17 protein-coding genes are annotated in these 16,866 nt (G+C 59.9%); 12 read left to right on the forward strand and 5 right to left on the reverse strand.

Annotated features, from left to right (window positions below; translation table 11 throughout):
* Positions 1–184 precede the first annotated feature (184 nt).
* The gene (locus D8U71_RS19480; protein ID WP_024013910.1) at positions 185–1,651 is read left to right on the forward strand and encodes a cytosine permease; all 1,467 of its coding nucleotides are present in this window, start codon (positions 185–187) and stop codon (positions 1,649–1,651) included.
* Complete coding sequence (locus D8U71_RS19485) at positions 1,644–2,573, forward strand: PfkB family carbohydrate kinase (protein ID WP_130888458.1); 930 nt, start codon at positions 1,644–1,646, stop codon at positions 2,571–2,573. The genes D8U71_RS19480 and D8U71_RS19485 overlap by 8 nt, the downstream gene beginning before the upstream one ends.
* A gap of 142 nt (positions 2,574–2,715) precedes the next feature.
* On the opposite strand, the gene D8U71_RS19490 is transcribed toward D8U71_RS19485, so the two are convergent.
* From D8U71_RS19490 to D8U71_RS19500, 3 genes are all read right to left on the reverse strand, one after another.
* Complete coding sequence (locus tag D8U71_RS19490) at positions 2,716–3,096, reverse strand: Rho termination factor N-terminal domain-containing protein (protein ID WP_110601681.1); 381 nt, start codon at positions 3,094–3,096, stop codon at positions 2,716–2,718.
* Between the two features lie 61 nt (positions 3,097–3,157).
* A complete protein-coding gene (locus D8U71_RS19495) occupies positions 3,158–3,415 on the reverse strand; it encodes a hypothetical protein (protein ID WP_024013907.1) in 258 nt (85 codons plus the stop codon).
* Between the two features lie 44 nt (positions 3,416–3,459).
* A complete protein-coding gene (locus D8U71_RS19500) occupies positions 3,460–3,804 on the reverse strand; it encodes a hypothetical protein (RefSeq protein ID WP_071173201.1) in 345 nt (114 codons plus the stop codon).
* 387 nt (positions 3,805–4,191) lie between these two features.
* On the opposite strand from D8U71_RS19500, the gene D8U71_RS19505 reads away from it, so the two are divergent.
* From D8U71_RS19505 to D8U71_RS19550, 9 genes are all read left to right on the forward strand, one after another.
* On the forward strand, positions 4,192–4,671 hold the full coding sequence (locus D8U71_RS19505) for a GNAT family N-acetyltransferase (RefSeq protein ID WP_016770628.1): 480 nt from the start codon (positions 4,192–4,194) through the stop codon (positions 4,669–4,671).
* A gap of 159 nt (positions 4,672–4,830) precedes the next feature.
* Positions 4,831–5,493, forward strand: a complete 663-nt coding sequence (locus D8U71_RS19510; RefSeq protein ID WP_130888459.1) for a hypothetical protein — start codon at positions 4,831–4,833, stop codon at positions 5,491–5,493.
* Complete coding sequence (locus D8U71_RS19515; protein ID WP_016770965.1) at positions 5,490–5,984, forward strand: PAAR domain-containing protein; 495 nt, start codon at positions 5,490–5,492, stop codon at positions 5,982–5,984. Before D8U71_RS19510 ends, D8U71_RS19515 begins: the two co-directional genes overlap by 4 nt.
* Positions 5,985–5,990: 6 nt before the next feature.
* Positions 5,991–6,731: an alpha/beta hydrolase gene (locus D8U71_RS19520; protein ID WP_125926393.1), complete on the forward strand. Its 741-nt coding sequence runs from the start codon at positions 5,991–5,993 to the stop codon at positions 6,729–6,731.
* A gap of 777 nt (positions 6,732–7,508) precedes the next feature.
* Entirely contained in the window at positions 7,509–8,498 is a 990-nt protein-coding gene (locus tag D8U71_RS19530; protein ID WP_130888460.1) for a 2-dehydro-3-deoxygalactonokinase, read from the forward strand.
* Between the two features lie 19 nt (positions 8,499–8,517).
* A complete protein-coding gene (locus tag D8U71_RS19535) occupies positions 8,518–9,138 on the forward strand; it encodes a 2-dehydro-3-deoxy-6-phosphogalactonate aldolase (protein ID WP_130888461.1) in 621 nt (206 codons plus the stop codon).
* A gap of 62 nt (positions 9,139–9,200) precedes the next feature.
* Positions 9,201–10,349, forward strand: a complete 1,149-nt coding sequence (dgoD, locus tag D8U71_RS19540; RefSeq protein ID WP_016770960.1) for a galactonate dehydratase — start codon at positions 9,201–9,203, stop codon at positions 10,347–10,349.
* 191 nt (positions 10,350–10,540) lie between these two features.
* The gene (locus D8U71_RS19545; protein WP_130888462.1) at positions 10,541–11,851 is read left to right on the forward strand and encodes an MFS transporter; all 1,311 of its coding nucleotides are present in this window, start codon (positions 10,541–10,543) and stop codon (positions 11,849–11,851) included.
* A 61-nt stretch (positions 11,852–11,912) separates the two neighbouring features.
* Entirely contained in the window at positions 11,913–12,716 is an 804-nt protein-coding gene (locus D8U71_RS19550) for an IclR family transcriptional regulator (protein WP_130888510.1), read from the forward strand.
* A gap of 11 nt (positions 12,717–12,727) precedes the next feature.
* Here the strand turns inward: D8U71_RS19550 and D8U71_RS19555 are convergent, their stop codons facing one another.
* Positions 12,728–13,780 carry an alcohol dehydrogenase catalytic domain-containing protein gene (locus tag D8U71_RS19555; protein WP_016770957.1) on the reverse strand — a complete coding sequence of 351 codons (1,053 nt, stop codon included), beginning with the start codon at positions 13,778–13,780 and terminating at the stop codon, positions 12,728–12,730.
* Between the two features lie 190 nt (positions 13,781–13,970).
* On the opposite strand from D8U71_RS19555, the gene D8U71_RS19560 reads away from it, so the two are divergent.
* Complete coding sequence (locus D8U71_RS19560) at positions 13,971–14,861, forward strand: AraC family transcriptional regulator (RefSeq protein WP_064361232.1); 891 nt, start codon at positions 13,971–13,973, stop codon at positions 14,859–14,861.
* A 122-nt stretch (positions 14,862–14,983) separates the two neighbouring features.
* Here D8U71_RS19560 and D8U71_RS19565 read toward each other — a convergent pair whose 3' ends face one another.
* On the reverse strand, positions 14,984–16,648 hold the full coding sequence (locus D8U71_RS19565; protein WP_130888463.1) for an electron transfer flavoprotein-ubiquinone oxidoreductase: 1,665 nt from the start codon (positions 16,646–16,648) through the stop codon (positions 14,984–14,986).
* Between the last annotated feature and the right edge of the window lie 218 nt (positions 16,649–16,866).

A 16,866-nucleotide genomic window follows, 5' to 3' on the forward strand; every position in this document is an offset into this window, starting at 1 on the left:
AGCAGGCTCGCTCCCACAATTGGAATGCATTTCCTTGTGGGAGCGAGCCTGCTCGCGAAAGGGGCCGCGCATTTCTAATGAATTCACACAGCAATGGATCGCACAGACAGGCCTCGGAAGGCCGGTTGTCTTGTCGTTTTGCATCATTGCCACAACCACAAAAAAGGCAAACAGGAGCATCTTCATGAGTTCATCAACCGCCGGGCAAAGCGTCGGGCAATTGGAAACCCGGGGCATCGAGCCGGTGCCGGAAGCGGAGTGCAACGGTCATCCGCTGCAACTGTTCTGGGTCTGGTTTGCGGCGAATATTTCCATCCTCGGCCTGCCGCTGGGCGCCACGCTGGTGGCGTTTCGCGGGCTGGCGATCTGGCAGGCGATCATCGTCGCGATTCTTGGTGCCGCCGGTTCGTTTGCCGTGGTCGGGATCATTTCGATTGCCGGGCGTCGTGGCCGCGCGCCGAGCCTGACGCTGTCGCGGGCAATCTTCGGCGTACGCGGCAACATCGGCCCGACGCTGGTTTCGCTGATGTCTCGTCTGGGTTGGGAAACCGTCAACACCACCACCGCTGCCTTCGTTCTGCTGTCGCTGTGTTCGATCCTGTTCGGCTCGCCGGTCGAGGCGAAAAGTGCGCCGATACTGACGCTGATCTTTATCGCCATCTTCGTCCTGCTGACCTTGTCGGTGTCCGGCCTCGGCCACGCGACCCTGCTGGTGATCCAGAAGTGGGCGACGTACGTGTTCGGCGCGCTGAACATTCTCGTCGGTGGTTTTCTCTGCGCGACGATCGACTGGAGCGCGGTATTCAACGCCACGCCAGCACCGCTGAGCGCAATGATCATCGGCATCGGCACCATGGCCGCCGGTACGGGCATCGGCTGGGCCAACGCTGGCGCTGACATGTCGCGCTATCAGCATCGCAGCGTCAAGGCTGTGCGCCTGGTGGCGTCGGCGGCGTTCGGCGCGGGCATTCCGCTGGTGCTGCTGATCACTCTCGGCGGCTTGTTGTCGGTGGGCAACAATGATCTGGCGTCGGCGACTGATCCGATCGTGGCGATCCGCGACATGCTGCCGACGTGGATGGCCGTGCCGTACCTGATCACCGCGTTCGGTGGCCTGCTGCTGTCGAACAACCTGTCGGTGTATTCCGCCGGCCTGACCACGCTGACCCTGGGCCTGAAGGTCAAACGCGTCTACGCGGTAGTGGTGGATATCGTCGCGATCTTCGCCGGCTCGATCTACTTCATGCTGATCGCCGACAGTTTCTACGGCCCGTTCATCACCTTCATTTCCCTGCTGGCAGTGCCGATCACTGCCTGGGTCGGGATCTTCGTGGTCGACCTGATTCACCGTCACTACTACAGCCCCAAAGACCTGCTCGACGTCAGCCCGAGCAGCGCCTATTGGTATCGCGGCGGCATCGAGTGGCGCGCGTTTGGCGCCTGGGCGATCGCCATCGTCCTTGGTTTCAGTTTCACCACCATCGGCACCACGGCGGAGAACGTCTGGTTCAAGGGCTTTTTGTCTGACTCCTGGCTGGGCCACAACGGCCTCGGCTGGATCGTGACCTTCGTCGTCGCCGGTGGCATTTACCTGGTCCTTGGCGGCGCGAAAGATCGCCGCGCCGCGCAACCCGAGAATGCTCATGCCTAAGATGTTGCACACCGGCCAGGTCATCATCGACCTGGTCATGGCCGTGGATAAACTGCCGCAGATTGGCGGCGACGTGCTGGCGCAGTCGGCAGGGTTCGAAGCCGGCGGCGGCTTCAACGTGATGGCCGCTGCGGTGCGCAACGGCCTGCCGGTGGTTTACCTCGGTCGCCATGGCACGGGGCGTTTCGGTGACCTGGCGCGCCAAGCGATGCAGGCGGAAGGTATCTGCATCGGCATCCGCGAACCGGCCGAGCGCGATACCGGTCTGTGCGTGGCGCTGACCGATGCCTCGGCTGAACGCAGTTTCATTTCCTACATCGGCGCTGAAGGCGAGGTGACCGAGGAGGACCTGAACAGTGTGGCTGCCGAGCCCGACGATTACGTTTATCTCAGCGGTTACAGTCTGCTGCACGAGGGCAAGGCGCAGGCGTTGCTCGACTGGACGCTGGCGCTGCCGGCGTCGGTCAATGTGGTGTTCGACCCGGGGCCGTTGGTGGAGTCACCTGACGCGCCGATGATGCAGACGTTGCTGCCGCGCATTGATGTGTGGACCAGCAACAGTGTCGAGGCGCTGCGGTTTACCGGAGCTGATGAGATTGGTATCGCGATGGATCGCCTCGCGGAACTGCTGCCGGAAAGTGTGCTGATGGTGGTGCGCGACGGGCCGCAGGGTTGCTGGATTCAGCAGCGTGGCGCGCGTCGACAGGTGCCGGGGTTTGCTGTCAAAGCAGTGGACAGCAATGGCGCTGGTGATGCACATGCCGGGGTATTTATTGCCGGATTGGCGCAGGGGCTGGATGCACTGGAAGCGGCACGGCGGGCCAATGCGGCAGCGGCACTGGCGGTGACTCGCTGGGGACCGGCTACATCGCCGGGTACGGCGGAGGTGGATGCGTTTATCCGCGAGTCCTGCGGCGGGTGACCCGACGCCTTCGCGAGCAAGCTCGCTCCCACTTTATATCTACGTCGTACACAAATCTTGTGTAGCTGCCGAAGGCTGCGATCTTTTGATCTTGAAAAGCAAAAGATCGCAGCCTTCGGCAGCTCCTACAGTGGGCGTCGTTCTAGCTCGCCTTGCGCAACGCCTCGATCAACTCCTGCTTGCGCATCGATGAGCGCCCCGGAATGTTCTTTGCCCGGGCCTCTTTCATCAGGCTATCGACAGTCTGCGTATCCTTCGAAGTTTCGCTGTTACGCGAATGACCCTTGCGGCTGGCCACCGCGCGGCGCGATGACTCTTTGCGATCTTCCGACTTGGCACTGGCGGGCTTCTTGCGCCCCGAGCCACCGGAATTCTCGCCGCCACCGGATTGTTTGTTCACCGTCGCCCAGGCGCGCGCCTCAGCTTCATCTTTCGACACGCCCTTTTTCTCGTAGCTGTCTTCGATGTGCTCGGCTTTGCGCTTCTGTTCGCTGGTGTATTTGTCTTTGCTTCCACGAGGCATGGGATTTCTCCTCAAATTGCGGATCCGGCCGCTCGCCGCTTCGACGGCGAGCGGCTTGGCACTACTGCAGATCCAGTTTGCGCGCCGCTTCGACGCCGGCAGAACTGAGCTTGATCGGCAGGTTCAGCGAGTGTTCACCCGCTTCGCTCAAGGTCACGTGACCATGATGAATCAGCCCGCGATCCTGCAGGGCGGCGAGGGCGCTGGCCACGACTTTCTCGCCCCGGTAATTGTCCAGCACCTCCTTGCCCAAGCCGTTGGGATGCGCGTGCAGCAGGCGGGTGAGGACTTCTTTTTCCAGGTCTTTGTCGACGTTCATGGTTACCTCTTCATGGGAGTGAATAGGGCGCTCGCGTCGGCGAACTACTGACCGGCACCTTCGGAACCGGAGCCACCAGTGGTGGTCTTCGAGCCGACACCGGGGCCGGCATTGTCAGGCGCAGTGGCAGGAGAATCAGGCGTGTTCATGCCACCCTGACGCCCCGGATCGCTGCCTTGAGTGCGCGGATCGGTGCCGGTGGCGGGTGGCTGATTGATCAGCGGCACGCCGGAACCATCGGTATTCATACCGGGGGCACTGTTAATGGCGGGCGCGCGTGGCGGGGTCGGATCGGTAGGGCCAGTGCCCGCTGCCGTGGACGAGGCGGCGAACACCGCAGGGCAAAGCAGGGCGCTGAAGACTAAAGCGGTCAACCTTGACGGGATCATAGGGCTTCTCCAGTGATTGGAATCCTTACACTTGGTTGGTCAGCCCTGGTGACGGATTGGTGCCTGATGATCGACGAACGGTCTATGCCGGGCGCGCGTGTCTGCTGTTCAGACGATACCGATCGCTAGTGTTTCCGGCGGCGCAAAACAGTTAACGGTCATAAGCATCCTTTCAGAATTTGCGATATCAACTGTGGGAGCGAGCCTGCTCGCGAAAGCGTCATATCAGTCAGACGTTGATTCAACTGACAGAATGCTTTCGCGAGCAGGCTCGCTCCCACAAGGGCAACAGTGTTCAGCAAATTGGACAGATCAGTATGTTTGCCATGTGACGAGCGCCGCTGCGCGCCTTAGTATGGCGCTTTAATTTGCATACAAGGCCCGTCCATGACGATCGAAATCCGCCCGGCGACCCCCAGCGATGCGCCGCAAATCCTCACCTTCATCACCGAACTGGCAGATTTCGAGAAGGCCCGTCACGAAGTCATCGCCAGCGTCGCTGACATCGAACGCAGCCTGTTCGGCGAAGGCGCCACCGCCCACGGCCTGATCTGCCTGCGCGACGGCTTGCCGATTGGCTTCGCGGTGTTCTTCTTCAGTTATTCAACGTGGCTGGGCAGCAATTGCCTGTACCTCGAAGACCTCTACATCACCCCCGAACAACGTGGCGGCGGCGCCGGCAAAACCCTGCTGCGCCACCTGGCGAAAATCGCCTGCGCCAACGACTGCGGCCGCTTCGAATGGAGCGTGCTGGAATGGAACACCCCGGCCATCGAATTCTATAAATCGCTCGGTGCGCAACCGCAGGAGGAATGGGTGCGGTATCGCATGGATGGCAAGGTGTTGCGCGAATTTGCCGAGGGCTGAGCACAATGATGGCAATCTACTGCTGATTCAGTTGTCGCCACCGCTCTAGTCCGGCATTCTGTGCGCCATTTTTGCGCGCTCACGGACGACACCTGCAATGCATCTGGCAAAATTTCTCCGCGCCTGTGGAACCCTCGCTGCGTCAATGAGTGACCAGCTATGAGCGGACTGCAGGCGTCCATGCGTCTGTATGGTCTGGTGAAAACTACCGGCTCTTCTGACGACCCGAATCGACAGGCTGTGGAAATTCTCTGCATGGCCCAGCGCACTGGCGGCGTGGCTATACGGGCTTTCGTGTCGCGGCTTGATGCCGAGTTGATGACGCGCAGTGCCGACCTTGGCGACTACCGCGTGGTAGCGCTGAGAACCTTTGATCCCACAGCGATTATCGACGCCCATCAAGGCTGGCTGATGCTGCACGTCTGTTGCGGCTTCGTCGCTCTCGCCGGCCATTCTCTGTTGAAAAACGGTGCGTTGATCCCGATGGGCTGGCACGTCTACTCCGAAGTGGGGCGCTGGACCTCCAGGCATCATCTGGACCTTGGCGTGGAAATGGGCGACTTGCTGCAATCGACTTTCGAGCGCAATCACCTGCGCAACTACAACGCCTGGCTCAACGAACTTGATGATGCAACGCCTGCCGAGTTGAGTTGGCAAGCCAACGAAGCCTGGCGTGCCATACAAACCGCGACATCACCTGAAAGCCGTGAGCATTGTCATGCTCTGTTCGACCCGGTCGATAATCGCTGGCGCTTTGCCGCGACCGACATCGACAGCTATCAGCCATCCCCGGCACCCCTTAAGCAAGGAGCTTTGAATTGAGTGGTAAACCCGCAGCTCGCGTCACCGACCCAACCGCCTGCCCACTGCCAGGTCACGGCACCAACCCGATTGTCTCCGGCTCGCCGGACGTATTCTTCGACGGCCTCGCTGCTGCGCGCATGACCGATAAATCAGCGTGTGGCAGCCCTATCACCGGAGCGGTCTCCGGCACTGTTTTCATTAACGGCCTGAATGCCGCGATGCTCGATAGCACTGGTGGGCATGGCAATGTCGTGACCGGTGGCTCGGGCACGGTGATCATCGGCCAAAGTGGGGGAGGGGCCGCATTTAGTGGGCTGTCGCCGATGCCGGTGCATTTCACTGACAGGTTGCAAGTAGTCAATCAGGACACCGGAGAGCCGGTCTCTTATCACCCTTACATCATTCAGCGGGGTGACGGCAGTGAAGAGTCTGGCGTGACGGATGCGGCGGGATTTACCCATACCGTCAGTTCGCACCTGGCTGAGACGATTAAATTATTTGTGGAGTAATTAGAGATGGCAAATGGAAGTGCTACAGCAGAGGCTCCACCACCGCCAATGGCGAAAAGGGATCCGGTGAGTCATACACTTACTTGCAAGACAGATCAATCGGTCAAGCAAGTAACAGTAAGCGTCCGCGATGCAATGGTTTTTCTTGTTGGTGGAGCTGGCGATCAGGAACGGTATTACGTTGATGGTCCCAATCACAATGTCGACTATGTGCGAGACATGGTCGACGCGGACATCGAAGCGCTGGAAATACAGAAATCTTGTACGACGTTGCCTCTTGGTTATAACTCATTTATGAGTGAGGAGGATTTGGAGCGTAACGTTATTCGAAAAATTCCAAGTTGCAATACTGCGATTTATATCATTGGCCACAGTTTGGGCGGCTGGAACGGTGCTCATTTGTCTGCGATTTTAACCGAGCGCGGTTTCAAAATAAAAATTTTGGTGACCCTGGATCCCGTAGGACACGGCAAAATCGTATATGGTATTTCGAAAATATATCGTCAGGTTCCCAAGCCTAAAGCGCAGTATTGGATAAATATCAGGGCAGCTGCGGTCGATTGGAACCTGTCAGATCTGGTTGCAGACTTCGGTGAGCAATGGGAGATCTCCGAAGGACCGAACGTCATGGGGCGGCTCGATATCAATCACGCAGATGCCAACTCTATGTATGCTCACGCCTTGCCCGGTGGAAAGTCAGCGCGACAGATTGTAGCGGAGTCAATATTCAAATGGATTAAGGGGTAACTACCTGTGAAGGTTTTAATCTTGACAATATGTATGTCGGTACTCTCGGCTTGTTCTTTGAATCATGGTCGGCCCATTGCTAACCTCAAATACGAAAAGACAGAGCGGCTTCGTACTACCGGAATTTATCAAATTTATTTCAAGTCCGACGTGGAACTTCTCGGCCTGTTCAAGTCGTCTATAGGGCGTGGGCTGGTCTGCTCGTTGACGAATGACCTTGATTTCTCTCAGGCACACCGAATTAAACAGTCCGGCTTCGGGTTTATCGAGAGGGTTTCGCCGGACTCGTTAATCTATAGAGCAGATGTCATTTTTGACGAGTCGGTAGACGATGAGGGGGGAGAAAGGCGCCTGAAAGGGGAAACACTGGATCCCTTTTTAAAAGCCAGAGATTCCTTTTCCTGTGTTTATAGAGTCCACTCCACTACATACAAGACGTATTTTTCCAAGATTATGCGGGTACCTAGCGCGGATTTGCTGACAACTGGACCTGCAAAATAAAAAGTATCCCGTCCGGCCTTGCCTCTTTCGAGGGCCGCTCTCCCTGAGTATTTCCCGACCGCAGCGGCATGGCGAACCTTGCATTTTTGTCCGTGCAAGCCTGACTCGGCCCTTCGATCGCCATCGTTGCAGCCCAAGAGGGGGCGCTTTGAGTGAGGTGATACCGTTACTGTTGATCTTCCCATAATGTGGGATTGATATTTATATATTGAGATTTCCCGTCCCTCGGGTTTATAGTCCGTCGCACTCACTGCCAAAAACAAAACAGGTGAAGCGATGCAGGCGCAATTGATCGCGCTCGATTGGGGGACGACCTCATTACGTGCTTACAAACTCGCGGCGGACGGTGTGGTGCTGGAGCAGCGTGCGCTGTCGTCCGGGATCATGCAGTTGCCCAAGACCCCGCGGATCATCCACGGCCGTGAATGCGCCGATGGTTTTGAACTGGCCTTCGACGAAGCCTGTGGTGACTGGCTCGATGCGCAGCCGGATCTGCCGGTAATCGCTTGCGGCATGGTCGGCAGTGCGCAGGGCTGGCGCGAGGCGGCTTACTGCGAGACGCCGGCCGACGTCGCCCATCTCGGAAATTCCCTGCAAACCGTGGTCAGCTTGCGCGGTACGCCGGTGCATATCGTCCCGGGCGTGATTCAGCGTTCGCGACTGCCGAATGTAATGCGTGGCGAAGAAACCCAAGTCCTCGGCGTGCTGCAAAGTCTGCCGGCCGAGGCGGGTAGCGATCTGCTGATCGGCCTGCCCGGCAGCCACTCGAAATGGGTGGATGTGGTCGATGGCCGCATCATCCATTTCGACACGTTCATGACCGGCGAAGTGTTTGCCGTGCTCAGCGAGCACAGCATTCTTGGCCGTACCCAGAAGCCGAGCGCGACCTTCGATGCGCAGGCATTCGATCGCGGCGTACAGATCGCGCTGTCGACAGATGCCGCGCTCGGTGTGCTCTCGACCTTGTTCAGCGCCCGCACCCTCGGCCTGACCGGTGAACTGAGCCCGACTGCTCAGGCGGACTATCTGTCCGGCCTGATGATCGGCCATGAGCTGGCCGCGCTCGCCAATGTGCAGCGGCGCCGGCGCAATCAAGCGAATCTTCCAGCGATCGTGCTCATCGGCAATGCGCAATTGTGCACGCGATATCGCCGTGCCCTCGACGCCTGCGGCTTTGCTCAGGTGACGCTGGCCGAGCAGGCCACCGAGCGTGGCCTGTGGCAACTGGCGCGCGCCGCCGGACTGATCGATTCCTCATCCCGTTAACCCTGACTGGAGGCCTGACATGCTCAAGCAAGCACTGGCACAAAACGGTCTGATCGCGATTCTGCGTGGCCTGCAACCGCAGGAAGCGGCGGCTGTCGGAGAAGTCCTGTATTCCGCCGGATTTCGCGTCATCGAAGTACCGCTCAATTCCCCATCGCCGTACGAAAGTATCCGCATCCTGCGTGATGCGCTGCCCGCCGATTGCCTGATCGGTGCCGGCACCGTGCTCAGCCCTGAGCAGGTCGAGCAGGTCAAAGCGGCTGGCGGCCAAGTGATCGTCATGCCGCACAGCGATGCCAAGGTGTTGCGCGCGGCGAAAGCGGCGGGGCTGTACCTGTCGCCGGGCGTGGCTACGCCGACCGAAGCCTTCGCCGCATTGGCCGAGGGCGCGGACATTCTCAAGCTGTTTCCGGCCGAGCAAACGAGCCCGGCGGTCGTCAAGGCCTGGCTCGCGGTGTTGCCAGCCGGCACGGTGCTGGCGCCGGTCGGCGGCATTACGCCGGACAACATGCAGGCCTTTATCGATGCCGGTGTGAAAGGTTTCGGTCTCGGTTCCGGCCTGTTCAAACCGGGCATGACGGCCGAGCAGGTGGCGGTCAATGCCAAGGCCTACGTGGCTGCCTGGAAAGCCCTGCGTTAAGAATTTTTGGGCGCTGTGTGCGCTGCATCTAATAAAAGCTGCATTTACAAAAGAGAGCAGAGATGAAAATCACCAAACTCACGACCTTCATCGTTCCGCCGCGCTGGTGCTTCCTCAAGGTCGAAACCGACGAGGGCGTGACCGGTTGGGGCGAGCCTGTTGTCGAAGGGCGCGCGCATACCGTAGCGGCTGCGGTGGAAGAATTGTCCGACTACCTGATCGGCAAAGACCCACGCAATATCGAAGACATCTGGACCGTGCTCTATCGCGGCGGCTTCTACCGTGGCGGTGCGATCCACATGAGCGCGCTGGCCGGTATCGATCAGGCGCTGTGGGACATCAAGGGCAAGGCCCTTGGTGTGTCGGTCAGCGATCTGCTCGGTGGCCAGGTGCGCGACAAGATTCGTGTCTATTCGTGGATCGGCGGCGACCGTCCGGCCGACACCGCGCGTGCGGCGAAAGAAGCAGTGAGCCGTGGTTTCACGGCGGTGAAAATGAACGGCACCGAAGAACTGCAGTTCCTCGACACTTTCGAGAAAGTCGACCTCGCCTTGGCCAACGTTGCCGCCGTGCGTGATGCGGTCGGGCCGAACGTCGGTATCGGCGTCGACTTCCACGGCCGCGTGCACAAGCCGATGGCGAAGGTGCTGATGAAGGAACTCGACCCGTACAAACTGATGTTCATCGAAGAACCGGTGCTCAGCGAAAACTACGAAGCATTGAAAGAACTGGCGCCGCTGACCAGCACGCCGATTGCCCTCGGCGAGCGGCTGTTCTCGCGCTGGGACTTTAAACGGGTGTTGAGCGAAGGCTACGTCGACATTATCCAGCCGGATGCCTCCCACGCCGGCGGCATCACCGAAACCCGCAAGATCGCCAACATGGCCGAAGCCTACGACGTCGCGCTGGCGCTGCATTGCCCGCTGGGACCAATCGCCCTGGCGGCGTGTTTGCAACTCGACGCGGCTTGTTACAACGCGTTTATCCAGGAGCAGAGCCTGGGCATCCATTACAACGAGAGCAACGACTTGCTCGACTATGTGAAGGATCCGCGTGTGTTCGACTACGACCAAGGCTTCGTGAAGATTCCGAACGGCCCGGGGCTGGGCATCGAGATCAACGAGGAATACGTGATCGAGCGTGCCGCCGTCGGCCACCGCTGGCGCAACCCGATCTGGCGTCATGCCGATGGCAGCTTTGCCGAGTGGTGAGTCTCTGACTCGCTAGCATCAGATCGTTCCCACGCTCTGCGTGGGAATGCCTCAATGGACGCTCTGCGTCCGCTGCTGGGACGCGGAGCGTCCCGGGCTGCATTCCCACGCCGAGCGTGGGAACGATCAGTTCTCCGAGGGAGAGGAGATCTGCGTCATGACCTCAACAAACATAAAAAGAGGCATCTCTCATGCAAACGCACACCCTCTCCGGGCAGGCGTCTTTAGTCACGCCTAGCCGCAAGCGGTTTTTCATCATGGTGTTGCTGTTCATCACCGTGGTCATCAACTACCTCGACCGCAGCAACCTGTCGATTGCCGCGCCGGCGCTGACCAGTGAGCTGGGCATCGATCCGGTTCATGTCGGTCTGATCTTCTCCGCGTTCGGCTGGACTTACGCCGCGATGCAGATCCCCGGCGGCTGGCTGGTCGATCGGGTGCCGCCGCGCATCCTTTACAGCGTCGCGCTGCTGCTGTGGTCGGTGGCCACAGTGATGCTCGGATTCGTCAGCAGCTTCATCGCGCTGTTCGTGCTGCGCATGGCCGTCGGTGCGCTGGAAGCGCCCGCCTATCCGATCAACAGCCGCGTGGTCACCACCTGGTTTCCTGAGCGCGAGCGCGCCACGGCGATCGGTTTCTACACCTCCGGACAGTTTGTCGGTCTGGCTTTCCTGACCCCGGTGCTGGCGTGGCTGCAACATGCATTCGGCTGGCACATGGTGTTCGTCGCCACCGGCGCGGTGGGCATTCTCTGGGCGCTGATCTGGTACGCGGTGTATCGCGAGCCGCGCGATTTCAAAGGCACCAATCAGGCGGAAATCGACCTGATCCGCGAAGGCGGCGGGCTGGTCGATATCCAGGCCGAGGCGGCCAAGGTCAAAGCCAGATTCAGTTGGACCGATCTGGGCATCGTCCTCAGCAAGCGCAAGTTGTGGGGCATCTACCTCGGCCAGTTCTGCCTGAACTCGACGCTGTGGTTCTTCCTCACCTGGTTTCCGACCTATCTGGTGAAATATCGCGGCATGGACTTCATCAAGTCCGGTCTGCTCGCATCGCTGCCATTTCTTGCCGCGTTCGTCGGCGTGTTGTGCTCGGGATTCTTTTCCGACTTCCTGATCCGGCGCGGCTACACCGTGGGCTTCGCGCGCAAGTTGCCAATCATTGGCGGGCTGCTGATTTCGACTTCGATCATCGGCGCCAACTTTGTCGAGTCGACGCCGCTGGTGATTGCCTTCCTCGCCCTGGCATTTTTCGGCAACGGTCTGGCGTCGATCACCTGGTCGCTGGTGTCAACGCTGGCACCGGCGCGGTTGCTCGGCCTGACCGGTGGCGTGTTCAACTTCATCGGCAACCTGTCGGCGATTGCTACGCCGATTGTGATCGGCTTCCTCGCCAGCGGCGATTCGTTCGCGCCGGCGATCACCTACATCGCCGTGCTCGCACTGGTCGGTGCCTTGTCCTACGTGCTGCTGGTGGGCAAGGTCGAGCGTATCGAGTTGTAGTGCTCAGTCTCGGGCGACCATAATGCCGCCCGTTCCTTCGCTCAACGGTAAAAGGCTGGATATGCAGGAAGACGCCCCGGAAAAAACCAAGGACGCCGCGCCCACCGGCACCCAGACGCTGCTGCGCGGCCTCGGTGTGGTGCAGGCGGTGGCCAGTGGCGCGCGTGATCTCAAGGAGATTGCCCGGCTGATCGGCACCACGCGCAGCACCACCCATCGTCTGGCCAGTTGCCTGGTCGACGAGCGTTATCTGCGCGTGGTGCCGCAGATCGGTTATCTGCTCGGGCCGAAACTGATCGAACTGGGCTTTCAGGCCCGTGAAGAGTTGCCGATGGTGACCCTGGCCGGGCCGTATCTGGACGAGCTTTCGGCACTGACTGGCGATACAGTGCACCTCGGAATCCGCGAAGGCGACGAAGTGCTGTACCTGCTGAAGAATCCAGGACGCAACGGCCCGGAAATGCGCTCGCGGGTCGGCCATCGCATGCCGCTGGTGCGCACCGGGATCGGCAAGGCCTTGATGCTCGATGATTCGCCGCAGGATTGGCGGCGGCTGTACGACATCAGCCTGCCGGCAGGTGGGAAAAGTCAGTTCTGGCCGCAGCATCCGCAGCAGTCGTGGGAACAGCTTGAGCAGCGCATGGGCGAATACGTTGCCGGTGGCTATGCGTTCGATCTGGAAGACAACGAACCGTCGATCCGCTGTGTGGCGGCGCCGATTCGTGATGCGAGCAAGGGCATCGTCGCGGCGATCAGTATCGCCAGCACCGTGCCGTACATGCCGCTGGAAAAAATGGCCGAGTTGATCCCCCTGCTGAAAGGGGTCACAACCCGGCTGTCGGCGGAGCTGGGCTTGAAGGTGTAAGCCGTGAAGGTTTAGGCCTTCAGCGTGGCCATGTCGATGACGAAGCGGTACTTGACGTCACCGGCAATCATCCGCGCGTAGGCTTCGTTGATCTGGCGGATGTCGAGCATTTCGATGTCGCAGGTGATGTTGTGCTCGGCGCAGAAATCCAGCACTTCCTGGGTTTCGGCGATACCGCCGATCAAGGAGCCGGCCAATACGCGGCGGCTCATCACCAGTTTGCCGGCGTGAACGGGCGGGTTCACCGGCTCGATCAGGCCGACCAGAATGTGCACGCCGTCGAAACGCAGGGTGTCGAGGTACGGGTTCAAATCGTGTTGCACCGGAATGGTGTCGAGCAGGAAGTCGAAGTAGCCGGCCGCGGCCTTCATCTGCTCGGCATCGGTGGAGACGATGACGTGATCGGCGCCCTGACGGCGACCTTCTTCAGCCTTGCTCGCCGAGCGGGTGAACAGCGTGACTTCCGCGCCCATCGCCTTGGCGAACTTGATGCCCATGTGGCCGAGGCCGCCCATGCCGAGAATCCCGACCTTGTCACCGGCCTTGACGCCGTAGTGCTTGAGCGGCGAGTAGGTGGTGATGCCGGCGCAGAGAATCGGTGCGGCGCTGGCTAGAGCGAGTTTCTCGGGGATGCGCACAACGAAGTGTTCGCTGACCACGATGCTGTCGGAGTAACCGCCCATGGTGTTGCTGCCATCGACCCGGTCCGGGGTGGCGTAGGTCATGGTCGGGCCTTCGAGGCAATATTGCTCAAGGTTCGCCTGGCAGGCTTCGCAGCTGCGGCAGGAGTCGACCATGCAGCCGACGCCAACGAGATCGCCTACCTTGTGACGGGTGACATTCGCACCAACAGCGGTGACTTTTCCCACGATCTCATGGCCGGGCATCAGCGGATAAACGGCAATGCCCCATTCGTTGCGTGCCTGATGGATGTCGGAGTGGCAGACGCCGCAGTAGAGAATTTCGATCGCCACATCGTCGGCGCGCGGGCTGCGGCGTTCGAATTTCATCGGGGCGAGGGGAGTGGTGGCCGATTGGGCGGCATAGCCGATGGCGGTGTACATGGGTGACCTCGCAAAAACAGTGACAAGTGAGGCGGTGAATTCTGGCCGCCAGAGGCGGGTGCGGCCATGACGATTTCTCCGGGTCTCATGCCTAATCCTCCGGCATGCGGGTTTCGGCGATCGCATTGGCCAGCGGATCTGCGATGATGTTTTCATCCCTTTTTCCGTGAATTTTACGAAGACCTATTTGATGCAGTTGACCCGTCATCTTGATGCCAATGCCCGGCTGGTTTCGCTGATCGAACCGCTGGCGCTGCGCGATGGCTACAGCCAGACCGGCCTGCCCGGTGTGCAGATTTTGCGCGCCAGTTGCGACGTCGCCCGTGGCCCGCATATCTACGAGCCGAGCCTGATGATCATCGCCCAGGGCAGCAAACTGGCGTTCCTCGGCCCACGGACCATGGAATATGGCGCCGGGCATTACCTGATCCAGGCGCTGCCGGTGCCATTCGAATGTGAAACCTTTGCCTTGCCCGATGCGCCATTGCTCGGTGTGTCGGTGGCGATCGATCGCGTCCTGCTCGGCGAACTGGTGCTGGCCATGGGGCTGGCGCCGGGTCGGCATATTCCGGCGCAGACGCCGGAGTCGATGACCTCGGTGGTGCTCGACGATGGCATGCGCGGTTGTGTCGAACGGCTGCTCAGCTGTCTGCACGATCCGCTGGAATGCCAGATTCTCGGCCCGGCACGGGTTCGCGAGTTATTGTTCGTCGCGCTGCGCGGACCGCAAGCGGATGTGTTGCGGGCGTTGGTCGAGCAACAAGGGCAATTCGCCCGGGTGGCGGCGTCGATCAGCCATCTGCATGCGCATTACACCGAGCCGCTGAATGTCGAGACCTTGGCCGGTTGCGCGAACATGAGCGTGTCGACCTTTCATGAGCATTTCAAACGCAGCACGCTGTTGTCGCCGGTGCAGTATCTGAAGCGTTTACGTTTGTTGAAGGCACAGACGCTGCTGGTGGCTGAAGGGCTGGGCGTGGCGCAGGTGGCGCATCGGGTGGGGTATCAGAGCACGTCGCAGTTCAGCCGCGAATACAAGCGCTACTTCGAACGCAGCCCGGGGGAAGAGCGCGCTGCCTGAACCGCCGATAATCCCCTGTGGGAGCGAGCAGGCTCGCTCCCACAGTTGTTTTGTGGTGGCAGAAGAATTTTGGGCAACAAAAAGGCCCCCATGTCGGGAGCCTTGTTGTTCAGTGTTTCGACTTACATGTTCGGGTAAGTCGGGCCGCCGGCGCCTTCCGGCGCGACCCAGGTGATGTTCTGCGCAGGGTCCTTGATGTCACAGGTCTTGCAGTGCACGCAGTTCTGGGCGTTGATCTGGAAGCGCTTCTCGCCGTCTTCCTTGGTGATCACTTCGTATACGCCGGCCGGGCAGTAACGCTGCGCCGGTTCGTCGTACAGCGGCAGGTTTTTGCTGATCGGGATGCTCGGATCGGTCAGCTTCAAGTGGCACGGCTGCTCTTCTTCGTGGTTGGTGCCGGAGATGAACACCGAGCTGAGTTTGTCGAAACTCAGTTTGCCGTCAGGTTTCGGGTAGTCGATCTTCTTGCAGTCGGCCGCGAGCTTGAGGCAGGCGTAATCCGGCTTGGTGTCGCGCAGGGTGAACGGCAGTTTGCCGCCGAAGATGTTCTGGTCCAGCCAGTTGAACCCACCGCCGATGATCGCGCCGTACTTGTGAATCGCCGCGCCGAAGTTGCGGCTGGCGAACAATTCTTCGTGCAGCCAGCTGTTCTTGAACGCGTCGACGTAAGTGGTCAGTTCGACCGTGCAATCCTGCTCGGCGAACAGCGCATCGGCTACCGATTCCGCCGCGAGCATGCCGGACTTCATCGCCGTGTGGCTGCCTTTGATCTTGGCGAAGTTCAGGGTGCCGAGGTCGCAACCGATCAGCGCTCCGCCCTTGAAGACCATTTTCGGCAGCGAGTTCAGGCCGCCCTTGGCGATGGCGCGGGCGCCGTAGCTGACGCGCTTGCCGCCTTCCAGATATTGCTTGAGCACCGGGTGATGCTTGAGGCGCTGGAACTCATCGAACGGCGACAGGTACGTGTTGCTGTAGGACAGGTCGACGATCAGACCGACCACCACCTGATTGTTTTCCAGGTGATAGAGGAACGAGCCGCCGGTGTTCTCGGTGCCCATGATGTCCAGCGGCCAGCCGGCGGTGTGCACCACCAGGCCTGGCTGATGCTTGGCCGGGTCGATTTCCCAGATTTCTTTCAGGCCGATGCCGTAGTGCTGAACGTCGGCATCGCTGTCGAGGTTGTAGCGTTTGATCAGTTGCTTGCCGATGTGGCCACGGCAGCCTTCGGCGAACAGCGTGTATTTGCCACGCAGTTCCATGCCCGGGGTGTACAGGCCTTCTTTCGGGTTGCCTTCACGGTCGACGCCCAGATCACCGGTGATGATCCCGCGCACCACACCGTTTTCATCGATCAGCGCTTCCTGAGCGGCGAAGCCCGGGTAGATTTCCACACCGAGGTTTTCCGCCTGCTGAGCCAGCCAGCGGCACAGGTTGCCCAGGGAGATGATGTAGTTGCCTTCGTTGTGCATGGTCTTGGGCACAAAGAAGTCAGGAATCTTCTGCGCGCTGTCAGCGTTTTTCAGCACGAAAATGTCATCGCGTGTGACGGGCGTGTTCAGCGGCGCGCCGAGCTCTTTCCAGTCCGGGAACAGTTCGTTCAGGGCGCGGGGTTCGAATACCGCACCGGAAAGGATGTGTGCACCGACTTCGGAGCCTTTTTCGACCACGCAGACGCTGATTTCCTTACCGGCGTCAGCGGCCTTCTGCTTCAAGCGGCAGGCGGCGGACAGACCAGCGGGGCCGGCACCGACGATGACGACGTCGAATTCCATGTATTCGCGTTCCACAGGCTATCTCCTACTCAAGGCTCAACAGTTTTTTTTCTAATATGGAGGTTTGATCTCGCATCCGTATTGCCTTTACGTTAACGTCAAAGGGAATATTGGCGAATCCACCTTTCTCTCTAGGCGGCGCATTATATCTACACCACTCCGAGCGTCCAATACAAACGTTTGTTTGAATCGCCTCCAGCCCTGATAAATCAAAGAAGCGCGGCTTATGACGG

Origin of the sequence: Pseudomonas sp. Sample_21 (assembly GCF_004307525.1) — a bacterium.
Classification (GTDB): domain Bacteria; phylum Pseudomonadota; class Gammaproteobacteria; order Pseudomonadales; family Pseudomonadaceae; genus Aquipseudomonas; species Aquipseudomonas atacamensis.